The 20,493-nt window shown below is 66.7% G+C and carries 21 protein-coding genes; 11 read left to right on the top strand and 10 right to left on the bottom strand.

The annotated features are described in order from the left end of the window. The first annotated feature begins 51 nt into the window (after positions 1-51). The 3 genes from ACT6Y9_RS00005 to ACT6Y9_RS00015 are packed head-to-tail and all read left to right on the top strand — an operon-like array spanning position 52 to position 2,129. Complete coding sequence (locus ACT6Y9_RS00005; protein WP_443743074.1) at positions 52-1,455, top strand: M20/M25/M40 family metallo-hydrolase; 1,404 nt, start codon at positions 52-54, stop codon at positions 1,453-1,455. 3 nt (positions 1,456-1,458) lie between these two features. Beyond that, positions 1,459-1,674, top strand: coding sequence for a hypothetical protein (locus ACT6Y9_RS00010; protein WP_295479590.1), 216 nt, complete (start codon positions 1,459-1,461; stop codon positions 1,672-1,674). 14 nt (positions 1,675-1,688) lie between these two features. Next, a complete protein-coding gene (locus ACT6Y9_RS00015; protein WP_295479587.1) occupies positions 1,689-2,129 on the top strand; it encodes an HIT family protein in 441 nt (146 codons plus the stop codon). Positions 2,130-2,141: 12 nt separating this feature from the next. Here the strand turns inward: ACT6Y9_RS00015 and ACT6Y9_RS00020 are convergent, their stop codons facing one another. The 3 genes from ACT6Y9_RS00020 to ACT6Y9_RS00030 are packed head-to-tail and all read right to left on the bottom strand — an operon-like array spanning position 2,142 to position 4,480. Next, complete coding sequence (locus tag ACT6Y9_RS00020) at positions 2,142-2,873, bottom strand: hypothetical protein (protein WP_295479584.1); 732 nt, start codon at positions 2,871-2,873, stop codon at positions 2,142-2,144. A 6-nt stretch (positions 2,874-2,879) separates the two neighbouring features. Beyond that, positions 2,880-3,659, bottom strand: coding sequence for a type III pantothenate kinase (locus ACT6Y9_RS00025; protein ID WP_443743075.1), 780 nt, complete (start codon positions 3,657-3,659; stop codon positions 2,880-2,882). Continuing rightward, the gene (locus ACT6Y9_RS00030) at positions 3,650-4,480 is read right to left on the bottom strand and encodes a biotin--[acetyl-CoA-carboxylase] ligase (protein WP_443743076.1); all 831 of its coding nucleotides are present in this window, start codon (positions 4,478-4,480) and stop codon (positions 3,650-3,652) included. Before ACT6Y9_RS00030 ends, ACT6Y9_RS00025 begins: the two co-directional genes overlap by 10 nt. Before the next feature lie 133 nt (positions 4,481-4,613). On the opposite strand from ACT6Y9_RS00030, the gene ACT6Y9_RS00035 reads away from it, so the two are divergent. From ACT6Y9_RS00035 to menA, 3 genes are read left to right on the top strand one after another with little or no spacing between them, the layout of a single operon-like run. Then, positions 4,614-5,744: a D-alanyl-D-alanine carboxypeptidase family protein gene (locus tag ACT6Y9_RS00035; protein WP_295479574.1), complete on the top strand. Its 1,131-nt coding sequence runs from the start codon at positions 4,614-4,616 to the stop codon at positions 5,742-5,744. A gap of 12 nt (positions 5,745-5,756) precedes the next feature. Further along, complete coding sequence (locus tag ACT6Y9_RS00040) at positions 5,757-6,122, top strand: YbeD family protein (RefSeq protein ID WP_443743077.1); 366 nt, start codon at positions 5,757-5,759, stop codon at positions 6,120-6,122. 26 nt (positions 6,123-6,148) lie between these two features. Continuing rightward, a complete protein-coding gene (gene menA, locus ACT6Y9_RS00045) occupies positions 6,149-7,072 on the top strand; it encodes a 1,4-dihydroxy-2-naphthoate octaprenyltransferase (protein WP_443743078.1) in 924 nt (307 codons plus the stop codon). A 24-nt stretch (positions 7,073-7,096) separates the two neighbouring features. Here the strand turns inward: menA and ACT6Y9_RS00050 are convergent, their stop codons facing one another. The 6 genes from ACT6Y9_RS00050 to dnaA form a co-directional block, all read right to left on the bottom strand. Next, positions 7,097-7,750: a BON domain-containing protein gene (locus ACT6Y9_RS00050; RefSeq protein WP_443743079.1), complete on the bottom strand. Its 654-nt coding sequence runs from the start codon at positions 7,748-7,750 to the stop codon at positions 7,097-7,099. 95 nt (positions 7,751-7,845) lie between these two features. Next, positions 7,846-8,541, bottom strand: a complete 696-nt coding sequence (locus ACT6Y9_RS00055; RefSeq protein WP_443743080.1) for a hypothetical protein — start codon at positions 8,539-8,541, stop codon at positions 7,846-7,848. A gap of 486 nt (positions 8,542-9,027) precedes the next feature. After that, entirely contained in the window at positions 9,028-9,969 is a 942-nt protein-coding gene (locus ACT6Y9_RS00060) for a 5'-nucleotidase (protein ID WP_295479559.1), read from the bottom strand. A 57-nt stretch (positions 9,970-10,026) separates the two neighbouring features. Beyond that, a complete protein-coding gene (locus ACT6Y9_RS00065) occupies positions 10,027-12,585 on the bottom strand; it encodes a DNA gyrase subunit B (RefSeq protein ID WP_443743081.1) in 2,559 nt (852 codons plus the stop codon). A gap of 150 nt (positions 12,586-12,735) precedes the next feature. Further along, complete coding sequence (gene dnaN, locus ACT6Y9_RS00070; RefSeq protein WP_443743082.1) at positions 12,736-13,854, bottom strand: DNA polymerase III subunit beta; 1,119 nt, start codon at positions 13,852-13,854, stop codon at positions 12,736-12,738. A gap of 52 nt (positions 13,855-13,906) precedes the next feature. Then, positions 13,907-15,268: a chromosomal replication initiator protein DnaA gene (dnaA, locus tag ACT6Y9_RS00075; protein WP_295479550.1), complete on the bottom strand. Its 1,362-nt coding sequence runs from the start codon at positions 15,266-15,268 to the stop codon at positions 13,907-13,909. A gap of 635 nt (positions 15,269-15,903) precedes the next feature. On the opposite strand from dnaA, the gene rpmH reads away from it, so the two are divergent. Genes rpmH through yidC form a run of 4 tightly spaced genes read left to right on the top strand, consistent with a single transcriptional unit; the run spans position 15,904 to position 18,583 of the window. Then, entirely contained in the window at positions 15,904-16,044 is a 141-nt protein-coding gene (rpmH, locus tag ACT6Y9_RS00080; protein ID WP_005429158.1) for a 50S ribosomal protein L34, read from the top strand. A gap of 35 nt (positions 16,045-16,079) precedes the next feature. Then, positions 16,080-16,541: a ribonuclease P protein component gene (locus tag ACT6Y9_RS00085; protein ID WP_443743083.1), complete on the top strand. Its 462-nt coding sequence runs from the start codon at positions 16,080-16,082 to the stop codon at positions 16,539-16,541. Beyond that, positions 16,538-16,849 carry a membrane protein insertion efficiency factor YidD gene (gene yidD / locus ACT6Y9_RS00090; protein WP_295479540.1) on the top strand — a complete coding sequence of 104 codons (312 nt, stop codon included), beginning with the start codon at positions 16,538-16,540 and terminating at the stop codon, positions 16,847-16,849. The genes ACT6Y9_RS00085 and yidD overlap by 4 nt, the downstream gene beginning before the upstream one ends. Positions 16,850-16,879: 30 nt before the next feature. Next, positions 16,880-18,583 carry a membrane protein insertase YidC gene (gene yidC / locus ACT6Y9_RS00095; protein WP_443743084.1) on the top strand — a complete coding sequence of 568 codons (1,704 nt, stop codon included), beginning with the start codon at positions 16,880-16,882 and terminating at the stop codon, positions 18,581-18,583. A gap of 112 nt (positions 18,584-18,695) precedes the next feature. On the opposite strand, the gene ACT6Y9_RS00100 is transcribed toward yidC, so the two are convergent. Next, complete coding sequence (locus ACT6Y9_RS00100) at positions 18,696-19,016, bottom strand: hypothetical protein (RefSeq protein ID WP_295479535.1); 321 nt, start codon at positions 19,014-19,016, stop codon at positions 18,696-18,698. A gap of 84 nt (positions 19,017-19,100) precedes the next feature. Here ACT6Y9_RS00100 and mnmE point away from each other — a divergent pair, with 84 nt between their 5' ends. Then, positions 19,101-20,486, top strand: a complete 1,386-nt coding sequence (gene mnmE / locus ACT6Y9_RS00105) for a tRNA uridine-5-carboxymethylaminomethyl(34) synthesis GTPase MnmE (protein ID WP_295479532.1) — start codon at positions 19,101-19,103, stop codon at positions 20,484-20,486. Positions 20,487-20,493 lie beyond the last annotated feature (7 nt).

The raw sequence follows: 20,493 nt of genomic DNA on the forward strand, positions 1-20,493 counted from the left end.
GACGGCGCTTCCTCCCCTGTCTGAAGACAGAGGTTTCCGCGCCGATTTTCTATGACGACTCAGGAATTCATCCGCAGCGCCTGGCGGGGCGACACGCTCGACGCCCTCAAGGCCTTCATCCGCATTCCTTCGAAGAGCTCGGCCTTCGACGCCGACTGGGAGAAGCACGGCTTTCTTCTCAAGGCCGTCGAGGACGCGGCCGCCTGGGGGCGGGAGCGCTTCCCCGAGGGGCGCTTCGAGGTCATGAAGAAGCTCGGCGTCACGCCCGCGCTCTTCATCGACCTGCCGGCGTCGGGCGGTCATGCCGGGCGCCCGGTCTTCGTCTACGGGCATTTCGACAAGCAGCCCGAAACCCCGGGCTGGTCCGAAGGCCTCGGCCCCTGGACGCCCGTCGTGAAGGACGGCCGCCTCTACGGACGCGGCGCCTCGGACGACGGCTACAGCTTCTACGCGGCGCTCACCGCCGTGCGCGCGCTCGAGGCTTCCGGCGCCGCGCACCCGCGCATCGTCGGCTTCTTCGAGACGGACGAGGAGTCGGGTTCGAACGACCTCGTCCACTACCTCGAGGAAATCGCGCCGCGCTGCGGCGACCCCTGCGTGCTCGCCATCCTCGACCTCGGCATCGGTGACTACGAGCGGCTCTGGCTCACCCGCAGCCTGCGCGGCGTGGTGAGCTTCAAGCTCAAGGTCGAGGTGCTCGCGCACCCGGTGCACTCGGGCATCGCGAGCGGCATCGTGCCGAGCTCCTTCGCCGTCATGCGCGAACTCCTCGACCGGCTCGAGGACCCGAAGACCGGCCGCGTGCTCCCGCCGGAATTCCACGTCGAGCGTCCCGCGGAGCTCGAGGAGGCGATCGAGCGCTGCGCGGCGGTGCTCGGCCGCCGCGTCCTCGACTTCCCGTTCGCGGGCTCGACCGAACCGCGCTCCGAGGATCCCGCCGAAGCGATCCGGCGCAACACCTGGGAGCCCACGCTCTCCATTCTCGGCGCCGACGGCCTGCCCTCGTGCGCCGAGGCGAGCGCGCTGCTGCGCGCGAGCACGACGCTCGCGCTCTCCTTCCGCATTCCGCCCCGGGTGGACGCCCGCCGGGCCCTCGCGGCGGCGGTGCGCGCCGTAACGGAGAACGTGCCCTCGCACGCCGTCGTGACGGTCTTCGACGAGCGCGCCGAGGACGGCTTCGAGGCGCCCTCGCCCGCACCCTGGCTCGACGAAGCCGCTCGCGAGGCGAGCGAATCGCTCTGGGGCAACCCCTACGAATACTGCTTCGAAGGCGCCTCCATCGGCACGATGAAGGACTTCCGCCGCGCCTTCCCGCACGCCTCGTTCCTCAACACGGGCGTGCTCGGCGCCGCTGAAAACGCCCACGCACCGGACGAGTCGCTCCCGCTCGAATACGTCGAGCGGCTCACCGAGGCGCTCGCGCGCATCATCGCCGCCGTGCCGCAGAAGGAGTGAGCCATGCGCCGCGACTGCGTCACACAAGTAATCGTGCGTTGGAGCGACGGCGAGGAGGACAACTTCGCGACGCCCTTCGAGGCGGAGAACTACGTCAACTACATGCTCGACGAACTCGGCGAGCCCGTGGCGGCGTGGCTCGAGGACATGAAGGGCAACAAGAAGTGGGACTACCGCATCGTTGAGGACGAGGAAGGCCGTCTGCGCCTGATCGACTGAAGAGGAGAAGACACATGACCGAATGCCCGCTCTGCCGCATGGACGGCGACGCCGTCTTCTGGCGCGGGGAGCGCTTCTACGCGCTCGACGCCGGAAGCGACGACTTTCCCGCCTTCATCCGCATCGTCGCGCGGGAGCACGTGCCCGAAATGACGGCGCTCGCCCCGGAGGCGCGCCGGGAGCTCCGCGCGCTCCTCGACGCCGCCGAGGAGGAGATGATCGCGGCGCTCCATCCCGACAAGATGAACTGGGCGCAGTTCGGCAACATGGTGCCGCACCTGCACTGGCACCTCACCGCGCGCTGGCGCGACGACGCGTTCTACCCCGAATGTCCCTGGGGGCCGCGGCAGCGCGAAGTACCCGCGGCGGTGACGGCCGAACGGCGCGCCGCGGCGGTGAAGCTTCTCCCGAAGCTCGCCGCGCGCTTCACGGCGGTTGAGGCGGCCGGGCGCTGAGGCGCCGCCCATCTAGAAGGGACAGGCGGCGAAGACGCCGCCTTCCGCGGCGCCGAGAGCCGTCCGGATCCGGGCGTTCTCCTCGGCGGAGAGGTTCGGGAAGACCAAGTTCACCATGGCGCGGCGCCGGCCGCGCTCCTCGACCACCACGTTGGTGAGCGAGAAGGCCGCGGCGGCCTCGCGCGCCCAGCGTTCGGCCAGGGGCCGGCTCTTCGTGCGCGCGAAGGTCACGATCCAGGCGCCTTCGCCGTGCGCCTCGACGGCGCCGCCATCGAGCCCCCCGCGCCGGAAGGCCTCGAGCGCCGAGCGCGCCTTCGTCTGAGAGCCGTAGGGACCCGCGAAGACGACCCGCTCGGTGGTGTCGGCCGGTTCGATCAGCATCCGGTCGAGCTGCCCCGTGCGCTCAATGCGCCCGCGCAGCCGCGTGAGGCGGGATTCGGCGACGGGCCCGAAGCGCAGGCAGACGGCCTCTTCGGGCGGGAGGGACTGGACGGCGGCCTCCTCAAAACGCACCGTGCGGGGCGGCTGAGGCGATCCGGCCGGAGCGGCCGTCTCGGCCTTCTCGGGGGCGGGCACTGCGGCGGGCTCGACTGCCGCGGGCAGCGCCCGCGGCACGGAGACCGCCTCGACCACGCCCGAGCCCGTTTCGGGCAGCGTGCGCACGGGCGCCTCCTGCGACTTCATGAAGAGAAGCGCCGACAAGACGATGGCGGCGAGCGCCGCAAGAGCCGCAGCGATGCGCATTTGGAATCACTCCTTGAGCAGTTGATGGCGCGCCTGCGCGGCGAGCCCGAGAAGCACGAGGTTGTGCTGCAGCATCACGTCGGGAAGCTGCGCGCGCAGGCGCGGCTCGACGAAGCGGGCGGCGCCCCCGGCGAGAACCACCTTTACCCGGCCGGCCTCCTTGAGGAGCGTCTCATAGGCTTCGCGCACGAGCCCCGCCTGGGCGTCGAGAATGCCGGTCGTCACCGCGGCGCGCGTCGAGTGCGGGAACGCCTCCCATTCGGTCGGCTCGCCCCGCAGCGCCGGAATCGCCTCGAGGCTCTTCTTCATCATCGTGGGGCCGGGCGCGATGCGCCCGCCGAGAAAGACGTACTCGTTGCCGCCCATGTGCCGCACGGCGTCCACGGTGGTCGCCGTGCCCATCTGCACCACGAGGAGCGATTCTCCGGGCATCGCGTCGATCGCACCCAAGGCCGCGCACCAGCGGTCGGCGCCCAGTTGCGCGGGATTCTCGTAGGCGCTTCTGAGCGTGAGTCCGGGACTCTCGAAGGCCGCCTGCGAGCGGATCCAGTGCCAGCGGATGTCGTGGTCATTGAAGAACTTCGTCGCCGAGAAGGCGAGCTCGGGCGCGGCGACCGTGCAGCCGAGCACGCGGTCGGGTGCAAGCTCGAGCCACTGCGCGTAGAGCTTGTCCTTGAAGGCGGCGTTGTCGCGGTGCACCACGGTCTGCGGCGTGCGTTCGTCTCCAAGCAGCGCCCATTTGAGCGCGGTGTTGCCGAGGTCGATGAGAAGCGTCTTCAAGTCCATTCCTCCTGAGCGTCGCCGGAAGCAAGGGAAACCAATTCACCAGAAAGCGCGTGCAGCTCGCCGCGGCGCCCCTGCAGCACGAGCCGGCCTTCGGCGTCGATGCCGCGGTCCACGCCCGCCTCGGTCGTTCCGGTGCCGTCGATGCGGCGCCAGTGGATGGTCCTACCGAAGAAGGCGTCGTAGAGCGGCCAGCGCTCGGTGAGCCGCGCGATGTCCTCGTCCGAGCGCAGCGCGCCGAAGGCGTCGATCAACCGCTTGACGATGAGCGCGAGGAGCTCCCCCTTCGTTTCGGGATCCCAAAGGGGAATGCGGGAGGGGAGCGCCGTGACGGGCCAGCCCGCCGTCGTGCGCCCTCCCGGCTCCACGGAGAGGTTGAGTCCGACGCCCACCACGAGGCTGCGCCGACCTTCGGCGTCGCCGACCGTCTCGAGCAGAATGCCTCCGGCCTTCCCGCCCGCCGCCCAGACGTCGTTGGGCCACTTGACAAGCACCTTCGCGCCGAGGGCGTCGGAAGCCGCGTCAGCCACGGCGAGCGCCGCGGCGATGCAGACGATGCCGGGCCGGGCTGCCGCAACGGGGGCCGTGAGCGGCAGCCCGAGCGAAAAGATGAGCGGTTGGGCGATGGTGCGCCAGGAGCGGCCGCGGGTGCCGCGGCCGGCGCTCTGACGATCGACGGTGAGCAGCACCGGCCCGCGGAAGGCTTCCCGCCGGGCGCGCGCCTTCAGGTCGTCGTTCGTGGACCCCGTTTCAGGGCGCCACTCGGTCTCCACCCCGGGAGGCAGTTCCCGTTCGAGAACGCAAAGAAAGGGATTCTCGGGCATTGCTGTTCGGCTGGTTGCTAATATGCATCGGTTCAGTGCGCCTCAGGGCGCACGAAAGCTTTTCATTGTGGCACAGCCCGGGACGCCTTTTCACTCCCGGCCGGCCCGGCCCTCCAACCGCACCCGACGAGGCATGCAGAAGCACCTTCTTCACGCAGCAGCCCTTCTCCTGCTCGCCCTGCCGGCGGCCTCCGCCCCGGCCTCGACCATTCTGATCGACCTCGGCAGCGGCCGCACGATCCTCGAGGAGAACCCCGACGCGGCGCAGAACGCTGCGGCGATGGCGCCCCTGATGGCCGTATACACGGCGCTCGACCTGATGCGCGGCAACGAGAGTCGGCTGACGGCCGAGGCGCCCAACCCCTGGGCGGCGAACCGGCCGGATGCTCCGAAGACAGTGGATGCGGCGGCGATTCTCGAGGCGGCGCTGATGAACGGGTCGCCCGAAGCGGTGGCGGCGCTCCCGGGCCTCGTCTCGCTCACGCCCGAAGCGTTCGCGCTCCGCATGAATGCGGCGGCGGCGCGCCTCGGCATGACGAGCGCGCACTTCTCGCATCCCTGCGGCGCGGCGGCGCCCTGCATTGCCTCGGCGCGCGACGTCGCGCGCCTCGCCCAGGCGCTCTACGACGACTTCCCGCTCGCACGCATCTGGGGCGCCGAGCAGACGATGGAGGTGCCGGGGCTGCCCTCGATGAGGACTTCAAACCCGCTCCTCGAGCGCAGCCCCGCGATCACCGGCGTCTACTTCTCCCCGGACGAAGCGCCCGCGAGCGGCGCAGCGCTCTCGGAGAACCCGACAAGCGCGGGCCAGCGCATCCGACGGCTTCTCGCCGTGGAGCTCAATGCGGCGGACCGCCGCACGCTGCGCGAGCGCCTCGCCTCGCTCTTCCTGCGCGCCTACCGCGACTACGAGACGCTCGAGGTCTACAAGGAGGGCGCGCAGGCCGCGCGCCTGCCCGTCTTCAAGGGCGCTGCCGGCGAAGTGGGCGCCGTCGTCGACTCGGCCCTCTACGCCACGCTTCCGCGCGAGCGGATGATCGCCGAGGGCGCCGGCGCCTTCGTGATCCGCGTAAGCTACGCATCCCCGCTCATCGCCCCCATATTCAAAGGAGAGCGCGTCGGCACGCTGCACGTTCTCGTGGACGGCTCCGAGGTCGCCTCGGCGCCGCTTTCCGCCGCCGAAGACGTGCCAGAAGGCGGCTTCTGGACGCGCTTCATCGACACGCTGCGCATCGCGCTTGAAGCCGATGCGCCGCAAAACTGAAGGAGATTTCTGATGTCTGAAGAAAAACTGACTGCTCAAAAAGAGGACGTCGTGTCGATCGACTCCGCGGCCGAGCCCGCCGCCGGTCCCCGGGAGCTCCGCAGCGCCGTCGAGGAGGCCGAAGCGGTGATGAAGTTCCCGATGGAGTTTCCGATCACCGTGATGGGCCTCAACGACCCGGGCTTCCCCAAGGAGGTCGCGGCCATCACGAAGGCGCACTTCGAGGACTTCGACGAGGCGAAGGACATGCGGCTCACCTACTCGCGCACGCGCAAGTACGTCTCCGTGATGGTGACGGTGACGGCGCAGTCGCGCGAGCAGCTCGACAGCGTCTACCTCGCCTACAACGCGCTTCCGACGAAGAAGTTCGTCCTCTGACACGCCGCCCGAAGGAGTGCTTGAGAATGTCCGAAGCCCGCAGCACCGACCATCCCGGCGTCGTGAAGGCCTGGCTCGCCTTCACCCGGCCCAAGACCTGGATCATCGCCGCCGCACCGGTGGCCGCCGCCCTCGGCCTCGCCTGGGGCGAGGCGGGCGTCTTCCACCCCCTCACGGCGTTCTTCACCCTCACGATCGCGGTGCTCATGCAGGCCGTCTCCAACATGCAGAACGACCTCGGCTACGCCGAGCGCAAGGCCGAGCGGGGCAACCGCCGGGGACTGCCGCGCGCGACGACGATGGGGTGGATCAGCCTGCCGACGGCGCGCATCGCGGTGCGTGCGGGCGCCGTGCTCGCACTCCTCAACACGGCCGTGCTCATCTGGCTCGGCGGCTGGGTCTTCGCATTGATCGGCCTCGCCTCGCTTGCGGCGGCCTACTGCTACATGGGCGGACCGAAGCCGGTCGCCTACACGCCCTTCGGCGAGCTGATGGTCCTCGTCTTCTTCGGCCTCACCGCCGTCTGCGGCACCTACTATCTGCAGACCGCCTCGGTCTCGGCGAACGCGGTGCTCCTCGGCGCCGCCCTGGGCGCCATCGCCTCGGGCGTGCTCGCCGTCAACAACTTCCGCGACATCGAGCACGACGCGAGCATCGACCGGCGCACGCTCGCCGTTGTGCTCGGCCGCTCAAGGTTCCTCATCGTCTTCGCCCTGCTGATGGCGTTGCCCTACGCCGCGCTCATCACCATTGCGGCCACGACGCCCGCGCTCTGGCCAACGCTCGCCGCCCTGGCGAGCCTCCCGAAGGCGCTCGCCGTCGTGAAGGCGCTCCCGCGCCGCGAGCACGAGGCTCTGAACGAAGTGATGTTCGCCTGCGTGAAGCTCGAAGGGCTCTACGCGCTGCTCTTCGCCGCCGGCGCAGCGGTGGCGGGCTTCATCGGCGTCTGACCGCCCCGCATGGCCGGACGGCGCTCAGGGCGTCGTCGTCTGCGCGTCCTGCATCGACTTCATGCGCTGCTCGATCGCCTCGCGCGTGGTGGTCGTGAAGCACGTGACCACCTTCTGCACGCCGGAGACCTTCGCGGCCGTGCGGGCGGCGGTCTGCGCCTCCTCGCCCGTGACGAAGCCCATCAGATAGACGATGCCGCGCTCAACGACCACCTTCATCTGATTGAGCGAGATGCGCGAGTCGGTGATGATGGCGGTGCGCACCTTCGTCGCGAGGAGCGAGTCGGAGAGCCGCGTCGAAACCGACGAGGGCTCCATCACCGCAAGTTCGTTCACGACGTCCTTGACGTCCGGGCTCACGCTCGCAATCTGCTCGGCCGCACGCCGGTCGGCGAGGGACGTCACTTCGCCAGAGAGGAGCACGCGCCCGTCGTAGGCGGTGACGGAGACGTGGTGCTTGCGGTTCTTGAAGGCCTGCTCGATGTCGTAGGCAATGCGCTTCTCCGTCACCTCGTCGCTCACGATGGAGCCGGCGGTGCGCCGGTCCGTGGCGACCGATGCCGTGGTGGCGGCGGCGCCGCCCACGATGAGGGGCGCGGCGATGCAACCCGAAAGCACGGCCGCGGCGAGCGCCGCGGAGGCGGCGAGAGTGATTTGTTTGAACGCGCAGAGCTTCATCAGGATCCTCGAGTTCCGTCCATAGACGAAGGAAGACGGATTGCGTCCGGCAGATTCATGCCGGCCGGAACGCCCTCAGTTTAAAGCATGCACGCTCACGGAATCGGCATGTCGCGCACCGGAAGGGCCGTGCTGAGCGCCGAGCGTTCATACGTGTCCACCGTGCGCAGGATGGGCTTGATGCGCTCCCAGTAGGCGCAGAAGCGCCCGCGCGAGAGCAGGATCTTGTGGGAGCGGTAGCGCAGCGCGTCCTCTGCGGACCAGCGCGCGACGACCTCGCGCAGCTGCGCGGGCGTGGCGTTGAGCATGCTCGCCGCCACGCGCATGGAGGGCAGCGCGTTGATCGGAATCCACTCGACGGAAGGGTCCCGCAGGCCGCGGGAGAAGTCGGCCGAACCCGACATGGAGCAGGCGACGAGGAAGACGCCGAGGCGCTCCTCGATCGTGGAGGAGTGCGTCGCGAGAAGCCCCAGACGGTCGCTCACCGCGCACACGGAGGAGTAGTGGGCGAGCTCGCGCTGCCAGACCGGATTCTGGTCGCAGATGCGCAGCAGCAGATCCGCGTTGACCATGAGCACCTGCGTCGTCGTCATGCACCAGTGCCGCCGCTGCATGCGGTCCTGCAGATAGAGCGTCTCGTAGCTCCCGCAGAGGGCGCCCGCGCCCGAGAGCGACAGCAGGAGCGGATCCTCGTGATAGGGGTCGATGAGCGCCTTGGCGACCACGCCCTGCTCGACCACCATCAGCTTTTGAAAGAACCCGGGCGACTCATAGATGCGATCCCCCCGCATGAAGGTGGTCCGGTGTCCGAGATTGCGCAGCACCCCCATCATCGAACGGGAAAGCTTCGGAGCGAACCAGGGCAGAAAGGAAGAGGACGTCATAACGATGACAACAAAAATGTTGTTCTTTTTGTGAACAACTCATGTGAACAACTTTTATGTTTGAGCTTGTTTTTGTGGACAACTCTACGGACGGGCTTCCGACCCCGGATTTTATCCCGGAGTCGCCGGCTCTATTCCACAGCCGGTCCCACCACCTGTCCACAGACATATCAATAGCGCAACATATTGATGTTTATATGTAAAATTGAGTTTTCCACAGAAATGCAGCTTCCCTACTACAAACTACTGCTTATATAAATATAAAGATTTAATAACAACAGAGGAATTGTGGGAGAAGTGGAAAGGAGCTTTCCGGACATGTGCAGAACTTGTGGATAGGCGGTGGACTACTACGTGGTTTTGAGTGCGGAATGACTTTAATTATTTGATTTTTCAGGAATTCTTCATACCTTCGTTGTGAATGCCGAAGGGCACGAGAACGCTCGGAATCACCGTCTGCGTCCCCTCGAGATGACGCATCTGGTCGTCGAAGAAGATGTGCGGACGGATCGCCTCGAGAATGTCCTTCTTGTCGAGTCCGTCGAGGAGAAAGAGCTCCGCGGCGCTCATGCCGAAGCTCTTCAGGGTCGTGATCAGCCGCTCCTCGCTCGGTGCGCCCCGCGAGGTGACGATGGAGATGCGGATCGCCGGCTTGAAGTAGGGATCCGACTTGCCGCGCTGCTCGTAGTCGAGGCGCTGAAACTGGGAGAGTTTTTCAAAGAGTCCCCGCAGCGGACCGGGGGCGTGGGGCGTCGCGGCCTTTTCAACCTCCATCGCCTGGAAGGATTCGAGTCCGCGCGATTGGTATTCGCGTTCGGCCTCGTCGTCGGCGAGCACGCCGTCGAAGTCGAACGCGATGCGCAGCGTCGGGTCGTCGTCGACGCTGTCGTCCGTCGGATTGGGCAGCACGAGGCCGCCGGGCAGCCCCGCCTCGACCGCCCGCGTCACGTTGTCGGCGTTCGCCGAGAGAAAGAGCGAGACCTTGAAGGCGGAGATGTAGGGAAAGGTGGACTGGCCTGAAGTGAAGGCGCCGCCGTGGATCGGCAGCGCATAGTGCCGACAGGAGCTGAAGAAGCGCCGGGCGGTTTCGGGCGAGTTGCGCGAGAGCGCGATCACGCGGAAGGGCTCGAGCTCGGGGAAGAGCCGGTTGAGGCCGAGGAGGCGCTTCACGAAGGGGAAGGCCACCCCGGGCTGCAGGGGCACGTCCTTCATCTTGACCTGATAGTCGCGGAAGGCGGCATAGCCCTCCTCCTCGAAGAGCTTGTGCTCCTTCTCGAGGTCGAAGAGCGCGCGGGAGGAGACGGCGACGACGAGCTGGTCGGGCCTGGCGGGCATGGTGGGGACTCCTGAAGAGAGAAAGGGCGTCCGGATTCCTCCGGACGCCCGTCATTGCTAGGTGTCGATGTTGCCGAAGAGCGCGTTGCTCTCGATGAATGCGCGGCGGGGTTCGACCACGTCGCCCATCAGCATGGAGAAGATGGCGTCCGCGTTGACGGCGTCCTCAATGCGCACGCGCAGCATGCGGCGGACCTTGGGATCCATCGTCGTGTCGCGCAGCTGCTCGGGCGTCATTTCGCCGAGCCCCTTGTAGCGCTGGCGGATGAGGCCCTTTTCGGCCTGGCGCATGAGCCAGGAGACGGCGTCGGCGAAGTTCCTCACCGGCGCCTCCTCGCCGTCGCGGCACACCTTGGCGCCGTCGCCGATCACGCCCTGGAGCATGCGCGAGCTCTCGCGCAGCTTCTGGTAGTCGCTCGAGAGGAGGAACTCGGGCAGGACGGTGGTGGTCTTGCTGTTGCCGTGCTTCATGCGGTGGATCTTCAGGAGGTGCTTCTCCTCCTCTTCGTTCCATTCGGCCTCGACCTTGACGTTGGGGTCGCGCATTTCGCGCTCGAGCCGCTCCGCGCTCGCCTGCGCTTCGAACGTATTGTCGAGCGAGAGCTCCACGCCCGCGGCGACCGCAAGGAGCACCGCCTTGTCGATCACGCCTCCGAGGCGGGTGATCACCGCGTTCGCCTGCAGATACTCGGCCACGAGTTCCTCGAGCTGCGTGCCGCGCACGGGCGCGTCCGTCTCGACCGCGGCTTCGTTCGGATAGAGCGCGGCGCCCTTGAGGGCGAGGTCGGTGAGGTAGGCGCTCATCTCCGCCTCGTCCTTGAGGAAGCGCCCCTTGTCCTTGCTGTTCTTCTGCACCTTGTAGAGCGGCGGCTGCGCGATGTAGACGTAGCCGTTCTCAAGGAGCTCGGGCATCTGGCGGTAGAAGAGCGTGAGCAGCAGCGTGCGGATGTGCGCGCCGTCCACGTCCGCATCGGTCATGATGATGATGCGGTGGTAGCGCAGCTTGGAGATGTCGAAGTTCTTGCCGATGTTCGTGCCGAGCGCGAGCGTGAGCATGCGGATCTGCTCGGAGTCGAGGAGCTTGTCCTGAGCGGCCTTCTCGACGTTGAGCACCTTGCCGCGCAGCGGCAGGATGGCCTGGTTCTGGGAGTTGCGTCCCTGCTTGGCGGAGCCGCCGGCGGAGTCGCCCTCGACGAGGAAGAGTTCGGAGTAGGCGGGATTCTTCTCGCGGCAGTCCGCGAGCTTGCCGGGCAGCCCCCCGCCCACGCCCGTCTTGCGCGTGAGGTCGCGCGCCTTGCGCGCGGCTTCGCGCGCGCGGGCGGCCGTGACGATCTTCTCGCAGATGATCTTCGCGTCGTTCGGGTTCTGCTCGAGGAAGAGCTCGAGCTCGCGGGAGACCACGTCCTCGACGGCGGGACGCACTTCGCTCGAGACGAGCTTGTCCTTCGTCTGGGAGCTGAACTTCGGCTGGGGGATCTTCACGGAGAGCACGCAGGTGAGGCCCTCGCGCATGTCGTCGCCCTCGGGATCCACCTTTGCCTTCTTGGCAAGCTCGTGCTCGGCGATGTAGTTCTTCAGCACGCGGGTCATCGCCACGCGCAGGCCGGTGACGTGCGTGCCGCCGTCGCGCTGCGGGATGTTGTTCGTGTAGGCCGTGAGGCTCTCGTTGTAGCCGTCCTGCCACTGCATGGCGATCTCCACCTCGACGGGGGAGCCGTTCGACATGACGGTCTCCTTCGCGTGGAAGATCTTCGGGTGGAGGACGTTGCGCGACTGGTTCTTGTACTCGACGTAGGCGATGAGGCCCTTGTCGGTCTTGAGCTGCGCCTCGTGCGAGGTGCGCAGGTCGCGCAGCGTGATCGCCACGCCCGAATTGAGGAAGGAGAGCTCGCGCAGGCGCGAGAGAAGCGTCTCGTAGCTGAACTCCGTCACCTGCTCGAAGATCGTGGTGTCGGGCAGGAAGTGGACTTCGGTTCCGCGGCGGTTCGTCGGCCCGAGGAGCTTCATGGGCGAGACGGACACGAGGGCGCCGGTCACCGGATCCGGCTGCTGCTCGACGATGCGGTTCTGCACCTGTCCGCGCTGGAATTCGAGGAAGCGCGCCTCTCCGTCGCGGCGCACGGTGAGCCGCAGCCACGTCGAGAGCGCGTTGACGCAGGAGACGCCCACGCCGTGCAGGCCGCCCGAGATCTTGTAGCCGTTGTTGTCGAACTTGCCGCCGGCGTGAAGTTCCGTGAGGGCGATTTCAGCCGCGCTTCTCTTCGGGTCGTGCTTGTCGTCCCACTTGATCGCCGTCGGGATGCCGCGGCCGTCGTCCACCACCGAGACGGAGTTGTCCGTGTGGATGGTGACCTCCACATGCGTGGCGAAGCCCGCAAGCGCCTCGTCGATGGAGTTGTCCACCACCTCGTAGACGAGGTGGTGCAGGCCCGAGCCGTCCGCCGTGTCGCCGATGTACATGCCCGGGCGCTTTCTCACCGCTTCGAGGCCCTCGAGGATCTGGATGCTCGAGGCGTTGTAGGCGGCCGGATTCTGATCGGGATGGACCTCGTCGAGGTTTTCGACCTGAGGAAGACGCTCGGGCGCGTCGTTCTGGGGGATTTCCGCTTCAGTCATTGCTGAAAAATAATTCTTCGCGCCGGCGCGGTGCTCCGTCCCGCAGGGCGGGCGGCGCCGGCTACAGATTGATGGGGCTTGCCGCGGCCGCCCGTGCGGCCGTCCGCGGCGGCGCGCCGTCCGCTTCGGGACGACGCGCGGACGTGTTCATCAGATGCGCATCGGCATGATGAGGTAGCGGAAGCTCGTGGACTCGGGCATGGTCACGAGCACGCTCTTGGGCGTCGCGGCGAAGTGGAAGTCGACTTCGGCGTTCTTGAGGTTGGAGAGGAGCTCGATCATGTAGAGGAGGTTGAAGCCGATGTCGAGATCGGCCCAGCGCCAGGGCACGGAGAGCGTCTGGCTCGCCTCCTCCTGCTCGGCGTTGTTGCCCTGAATGAGAAGCTCGCCCTCGCTGAAGAGCCAGCGCACGCCGTGGAACTTCTCGTTGGTGAGGATCTGCACGCGGCGCAGCGCAAGGAGCAGCTCCTCGCGGTTGAGACGCACGCACTGCGGGTTCGTGTCCTCGGTGGGCATCACGCGCTGGTAGTCGGGGAACTTGCCCTCGATGAGCTTCGAGAAGAACTCGATGCCCGCGAAGTTGAAGCCGATCTGCGTGTCGCCGAGGTTCACCTCGACGGGCGTGTCGTCTTCGGGAAGGATGCGCAGCAGCTCGCGCACGGTCTTGCGCGGAACGATCGCCTCGACGCGTTCGGCCTGCATGAGGTCGTCCACCTCGGCCTCACAGTAGGCGAGGCGGTGGGTGTCCGTCGCGACGGCGCGCAGCTTGCTGCCCTCGACCACGAGCAGCACGCCCATCAGGAAGTAGCGGATCTCCTTCTGGGCCATGGCGAAGGCGGTCATCGTGAGCAGGTAGCGCAGCGTCTTGGAGGGGATGCTGAAGGTGCTCGCCCAGTTCTGCGGCTTGATCACGGGGAAGTCCTGCGCGGGCAGGGTCTGCATCGTGAAGCGGCCGCCGGAGGTGGCGAACTCGGCGAGGCCGTCCTCGGTGAGGCTGACCTCGATGTTGTCGAGCGGACGCAGCGCCGCGAGGATCTCGCTCGTCTTCTGCGCGGAGACCGTGAAGCGGCCCTCGGATCCGGGGACGCCGACGTCGGCCGTGGTGCGGATCTGGATGTCGAGGTCGGTGGTGACGAAGCAGACGGACCCGCCCGTCTGTTCGATCAGGATGTTGCTCACCACCGGCAGGGACTGGTTGCGCTCCACGATGCCGGAAACGGATCTGACGGGCTTGAGCAGGTTTTCAACGGGACAGGCAATGAGCTTCATGATTTGGGTGAACGGAGAAATGAAATACGGTGTGACGTCTGCGGCGCGGGAATCAGCCCCGGATCATCTGTTCAAGGACGTGGATCTCGTGGTTGAGCTCGGCATTGCTCTGCCGCTCCTGAGTGATCTTGCGCACGGCGTGCATGACGGTCGTGTGGTCGCGGCCGCCGAAGTTTTCGCCGATCTCGGGGAGGCTGTGCTGCGTGAGCTCCTTGGTGAGGTACATGGCGATCTGACGCGGCAGCGCGATGTAGGCCGGACGGCGCTTGGAGTGCATGTCGGCGACCTTGATCTTGTAGTAGTCGGCGACGGTCTTCTGGATGTTCTCGATCGTGATGAGGCTGTTGACCACCTGGAACTGATCGCGCAGCACCTTCTTTGCGATGTCGATCGTGATCTCGCGGGAGGCCGAGGGTTGGAACTGCTGGTAGGCGACGACCTGCTGCAGCGCCCCCTCGAGCTCGCGCACGTTGGACTTGAGGCGCTTGGCGATGAAGGCGGCGACCTCGTCGGGGAGATTCACGCCCATCGCCTTCGCCTTGTTGAGCAGAATGGCCGTGCGCATCTCGAATTCGGGCGGCTCGATCGCGACCGAGAGCCCCTGTGAGAGGCGCGAGATGAGGCGCGGCTCGATGTCCTTCAGGCCGCGCGTGTACGTGTCCGAGGTGATCACGAGCTGCTTGTTGTGCGGCACGAGCGCCTCGAAGGCGCGGAAGAACTGCCCCTGCGAGCCCTTGGCGCCCGAGAGCGACTGCACGTCGTCGATGAGCAGCAGGTCGAGGTTGCGGTAGCGCTCGTCGAACTTCTCGAGGCTCGCGTGCGTCTTGTTGGCCGATTCGCGCACGGCGGCGGTGTATTCGTTGATGAAGTCCTGCGCCGAGACGCAGCGCACCTTCGCCTTGGGGTGAAGGTCGAGGTAGCGGTGGCCGATCGCCTGCATCAGGTGCGTCTTGCCGAGGCCGACGCCGCCGTAGATGTAGAGCGGGTTGTACTGCGTGCCGGTGGTGGTCGCGACGTGCTCGGCCGCGGCGACGGCAAGCTGGTTGGCGTTGCCGTTGACGTAGTTTTCAAAGGTAAGCCCGGGCAGCAGCCCCGTCTCCTCGCGGCGGCGCACGTCCATGGCCGAAGGCCCGGGGCCGGACGTTTCGGACTCGGGCGCCTGCCGCTGTTGGGCGGGCACGAGCGAGACCGTCACGGGCTGGCCGTGCACGTGCCCGGCGATCATCTGGATGTTCTTCAGATACGAGTCGCGGATGTAGCGGACCTTGGAGGCGGGGGCCTCGAGCGTCAGCACGCCGTTCGCTTCATCCCAGAAGACCGGGTTCAGAACCTTGAACCACGTGTCGTAGATTCTCGGGGCGTTCTGCGTGGACTGCTTGAGGTTCCCCAGACACTGTTGCCAGAAGAGTTGCATAGGTCGCGTAAAGATCTGAACGTTGACGCCGGGCGCGCGCTGAGCGCGCCGCCGAGGCGCTCGGTGACTTGAGCACAAAAGATCATTTTACCCGCTTTACCCCGGCGGGGTACGGCGGCGCCCGAAGCGGCCTGTGGACGACCTTTCAACTATTTGAAATCCAAAGAAATAGTTATCCACAATTGGCAGGGGGAAACGGCCCGCCGCGGCGATTATCCACAAAGCTCTGTGAATAAACTTCCCTAGAAAACAAGGCGTATTTAGAAGAGTAGCCATTCACTTAAATAAGCTTTGCACAAGCTTATGTGGTCGAATGGATTGAGAACACAACATGTAGTGAATTCAGCTGCGGCGATTCAACCCGGAGCGTCGCTGAAACGACGCTCCGGAGGGGGAGCGCCCGCTCCGGCGCGCATTTTTCCACAGGTCTGGAATTGACAAGACCCCGGAACCTGATGTGTAATAGCGAGCTTTTCTAGGCTTCCTCCAGTCCCGCCCGCACAAGCAGGGCATGTGAGACCAAGAGGAATGCGTCAGAGCGCCGCGCCGACGGTGCGCGGCTCTGTATTCTTCATCCGCACGGGGCGTCTGAAAGCACGCCCCGCAGCATCTCTCACGAGACAAAGGAAACAATCATGGCTACCAAGCGTACCTACCAGCCCTCCAAGACCAAGCGCGCCCGCACGCACGGCTTCCTCGTCCGCAGCCGCACGAAGGGCGGCCGCCGCGTTCTCGCCCGCCGCCGCGCCAAGGGCCGTCACGTCCTCGCCCTCTAATCAGAGCGCGACGGATCCCGCGGCTGGATGCTGTCGTGTCCGCAAGCCCGACGGAGAAATTCAGTTTCCCCCGCACCTGCCGTCTGATTCGGACGGCCGACTTCGGGGTGATATTGAGGACGCGAAACGAGCGGTCGTTTCGCGTCCATTCTGCATGTCTGAACGCCTCATGCCTCGAGAACGAGGAGGCCGGACGCATCCGCGTCGGCGTCACGGTGGGCAAGCACAATGCGCCGCTCTCCGTCGACCGCGCGATCGTCAAGCGCGCGCTGCGCGAGGCCGCCCGCCTGAGGCTGCCTGAGCTGCGTGCGCTGCTTGAGGCCGAGGGCCTCGGCATGGACGTTTCGCTGCGGCTCAAGGTCGGACTGCACTCCCTCGGAGCGGAGTCGCGCACGGCGCTCAAGCAGACGCTTCACGCCGACGCCCGCGCGCTCATGGAGGCGCTCCTTGAACGGGCGCGCCGCCGCGTCGGGGTGCGCCGCGTGCAGAAGTCATGACTCCCGCCGGGCGGCTCCTCCGAGGCTTGATCCGCCTCTATCAGATCACGCTCTCGCCCTGGGTGGGTCGGGAGTGCCGCTACATCCCCACCTGCTCCCAGTACGCGATGGAGGCGATTGAGCGCTACGGCGCGCTCAAGGGCGGATGGCTCATGATCATGCGGCTGCTGCGCTGCCACCCCTTGGGCGGCAGAGGTTATGATCCCGTGCCGGAGTGCTTCAGATGGCGCTGCTGGTGCGGCGACTGCGCGGACGGCCGGAATTCGAAGGACGACCGGCGCGGCGGACGGTCCCTCTTTCATTTTTAATCCGCTTTACTCGAGACTCAAGAGAGCTTTATGGGAAGAGAAGTACAGCGCGCCCTTCTGTGGGTGATTCTTTTCGGCTCGCTTTTCATGCTTTGGGACAACTATCAGGTCTACAAGGGTGGAAAGTCGTTCTTCGGCGCTCCGGAACAGGCGCAGACCGCTCAGGCGGATCAGACCGCCTCCATTCCCGCTCCCGCGCCTGCGGCCGCCGCGCAGCAGACTCCTGAGATTCAGGCCGCCGCTCCCGTCAAGGAACCGGTGGTCGTGACGACCGACCGCATGAAGGTCACGTTCGACCTTCAGGGCGCCCGCATCGTCGGCACCGAGATGCTCCTGTTCCCGCAGCAGGCGGACTGGACGCAGGTCGGCCTTGCCGGCATGATCCTCGGCCGCGAGCCCGCCAAGGACCTCGGCAACGTGAAGCTCCTCGAAGCCGTGCCTTCGCACACCTACGTCGCGCAGAGCGGCCTCGTGGGCGGCGACTATCCCACGCACGCCGACGAGTTCCGTCTCGTCAGCAAGCAGCTCAGCCTTGACGGCGGCGACAAGCTCGACGTGGTCTTCGAGGCCGACAAGGGCGGCGTGAAGGTCGTGAAGACCTACACCTTCAAGCGCGGCTTCTACGGCGTGGACGTCTCCACGACGGTGAAGAACGAAACGGACAAGGCGATCACGCCGCAGATCTACTACCAGATCACCCGCGACTCCTCCAAGCCCGCCGGCGACAACTCGATGTACTCGACCTTCACCGGCCCGGCCTTCTACACGTCCGAAGAGAACTTCCAGAAGCTCGACTTCTCCGACATCCGCGACAAGGACGCCAAGTTCGTCGAGAAGACGGACAACGGTTGGCTCGCGATGGTCCAACACCACTTCGTGAGCGCCTGGATTCCGGCGCAGGGCGAGTCGCGCCTCAACTACGCGCGCGAGGTCTCCAAGGACCTCTACTCCGTCGGCACGCTCATCACGATGAAGGAGCTCGCTCCGGGCGCCTCCGCCACCGACGCCGCGACCTTCTACTCCGGTCCGCAGGAGCAGGCGCGTCTCGAGCAGCTCGCTCCGGGCCTCGAGCTCGTCGTGGACTACGGCTGGCTTACCTTCCTCGCCAAGCCGATCTACTGGCTTCTCGACTTCCTCTACGGCATCGTCGGCAACTGGGGCTGGGCGATCGTGCTCCTCACCTGCATCGTGAAGGCCGTGCTCTACCCGATCTCCGCCGCCGGCTATCGTTCGATGGCCCGCATGAAGGAGGTCACGCCGCGCATGAAGGCCCTTCAGGACAAGTACAAGGACGACAAGCAGCGCCTCAACCAGGCGATGATGGAGCTCTACCGCACCGAGAAGATCAACCCGGTCGGCGGCTGCCTCCCGATCTTCCTGCAGATCCCGGTCTTCCTCGCCCTCTACTGGGTCCTTCAGGGCTCCGTCGAGCTGCGCGGCGCCCCCTGGATCCTCTGGGTGAACGACCTCGCGATGCCCGATCCGTGGTTCGTCCTGCCGTTGCTCATGGCTGCGACGATGTTCCTGCAGATCCTGCTCAATCCGAAGCCCACCGATCCCGTGCAGGCGAAAGTGATGTACATCATGCCGCTCGTGTTCTCGATCATGTTCTTCGTGTTCGCCGCCGGTCTGGTGCTCTACTGGCTCACGAACAACGTGCTCTCGATCGCGCAGCAGTGGTGGATCAACAAGACCATCGCCGAAGAGCGCGCCAAGCGGCTCGCCAAGCAGTAGTCGAACGCCGCGACGGGCGTCCGCGCCCTCCTGAGGAGGAAGCCGGGCGCTCCCGCGCCAGAAGGCCGGTGAGGATCCTTCCCTACGGAAGGGGCTCCCGGCCTTCTGCTTCTCAGCCGCGCTTCTTCGTGAGCGCCGAGGCGGCGAGCAGAAGCGGCCAGAGCCAGACGGAGACGAACCAGAGCACGATGCGCCCCGGGGTGAGTCCGTCCTGCTCGGCGCGCCAGGTCTTCAGAAACACCGCGGCCGCACCGCAGACCACCCAGAGCAGAAAGCCGCAGTAGACGGCCGCCCGGGTCGAGTAGGTGTCGCCGAAGAAGCGGGCGGTGAAGGCCGCCGCCGGAACGGAGAGCACGACGGCGATGCAGACGCCTGCGAGTGCGGGACCGAAGAAGGAATCGTGCCGGGGAGAACCCGGACCATTGAGCGACATGAGGGCGGCTCCTGGAGAAAACGAAGAACGAGCGTAGCACGCCGGCTTCGGCCGGCCGCCGCGCAGCAGTTTGGAAGAGAGATCATGCAATTCAGCGACAAGGATCCCATCATTGCCGTCGCCACCGCGCCGGGCCGTGGCGCCGTCGGCATCGTCCGGCTCTCCTTCGGCGGTGCCCTCGCGCCCGTCGTGCTCGGAACGCTCTTTCCCGGACGCCGGATCGAGGCGCGCCGCGCGCACCTGCTGCCGGTGACGGACGCCGAGGGGGCGCTCCTCGACGAGGCGGTCGTGCTCTACTTCGACGCGCCGCGCAGCTACACGGGCGAGGCGGTGCTCGAAATCCAGGCTCACGGCGGGCCGATGGTGCTGCGCCTCATCCTGCGCGCGGCGCTCCGCAAGCTCTCCGGGATCGGGCTGCGCATCGCCGAACCGGGCGAATTCACGAAGCGCGCGTTTCTGAACGGCCGGCTCGACCTCGCGCAGGCCGAGGCCGTCGGCGGCCTCATCGACGCGGTGAGCGAGCGCTCGGCGCAGGCGGCCGCCCGTTCGCTCACGGGCGAGTTCTCGCGCGCCGTGCGCGGGGCGGGAGCGCTTCTCGACGAGGCGCGCGCCCTCACCGAAGCCGAACTCGACTTCCCTGAGGAGGAGCTCGACGGACTGCGCGAAGAGGAGATCCTCTCACGCATGAAGGGCGCCCGGGAGCGCATCGAGGCGCTCCTCGCGACGGCGCGGCGCGGGGCGGTGCTCGCCGAAGGCCTCACCGTGGCGCTCGTGGGGGCGCCCAACGTCGGCAAGTCGAGCCTACTCAACGCGCTCGCGGGCGAGGAGATCGCGATCGTCACCGAGATCGCCGGCACGACCCGCGACCGGATCGAATACTGGACGGCCTTTGACGGCGTGCCGCTGCGCATCGTCGACACGGCCGGGCTGCGCGAAACCGAGGACGTGGTCGAGCGCAAGGGCATCGAGCGCTCGATGCGCGCCGTCTCCGAAGCCGACGTCATTCTCGCGCTCACCGACGCCTCGGGGCGCATCGCCGACGACGAGGCGGCGCTCGGGCGCGTGCGCGAGGCGGTGCGTCCGGACGCGCCGCTCCTCGTTGTGGCGAACAAGGCCGACATGGCCGGTGAAGCGCGCCTTGCGGCGCTTCGCGCCGCCGGCGCGGCGGTGATCTCCGCCAAGACCGGCGCGGGGCTCGACGAACTCAAGGCGCGCGTGCTCGAACTCACCGACATGGCGGGCGACACCGAGGGGCTCTTCCTCGCCCGAGAGCGGCATCTCGAATGCCTGCGCAACGCCGCGCTTCATCTCGGACGCGCCGAGGAAATCGCCGCGGCTGGCTTCGCTATGATGGAGCTCCTCGCCGAGGAGCTCCGGCTCGCCGGACGCGCGCTCGGCGAGATTCTCGGCGAGACGGACGCCGAAGGCCTCCTCGACATCATTTTCAGCCGCTTCTGCATCGGTAAGTAGGCGCCGG

It is taken from the genome of Sutterella sp., from assembly GCF_052272535.1.
Classification (GTDB): domain Bacteria; phylum Pseudomonadota; class Gammaproteobacteria; order Burkholderiales; family Burkholderiaceae_F; genus Sutterella.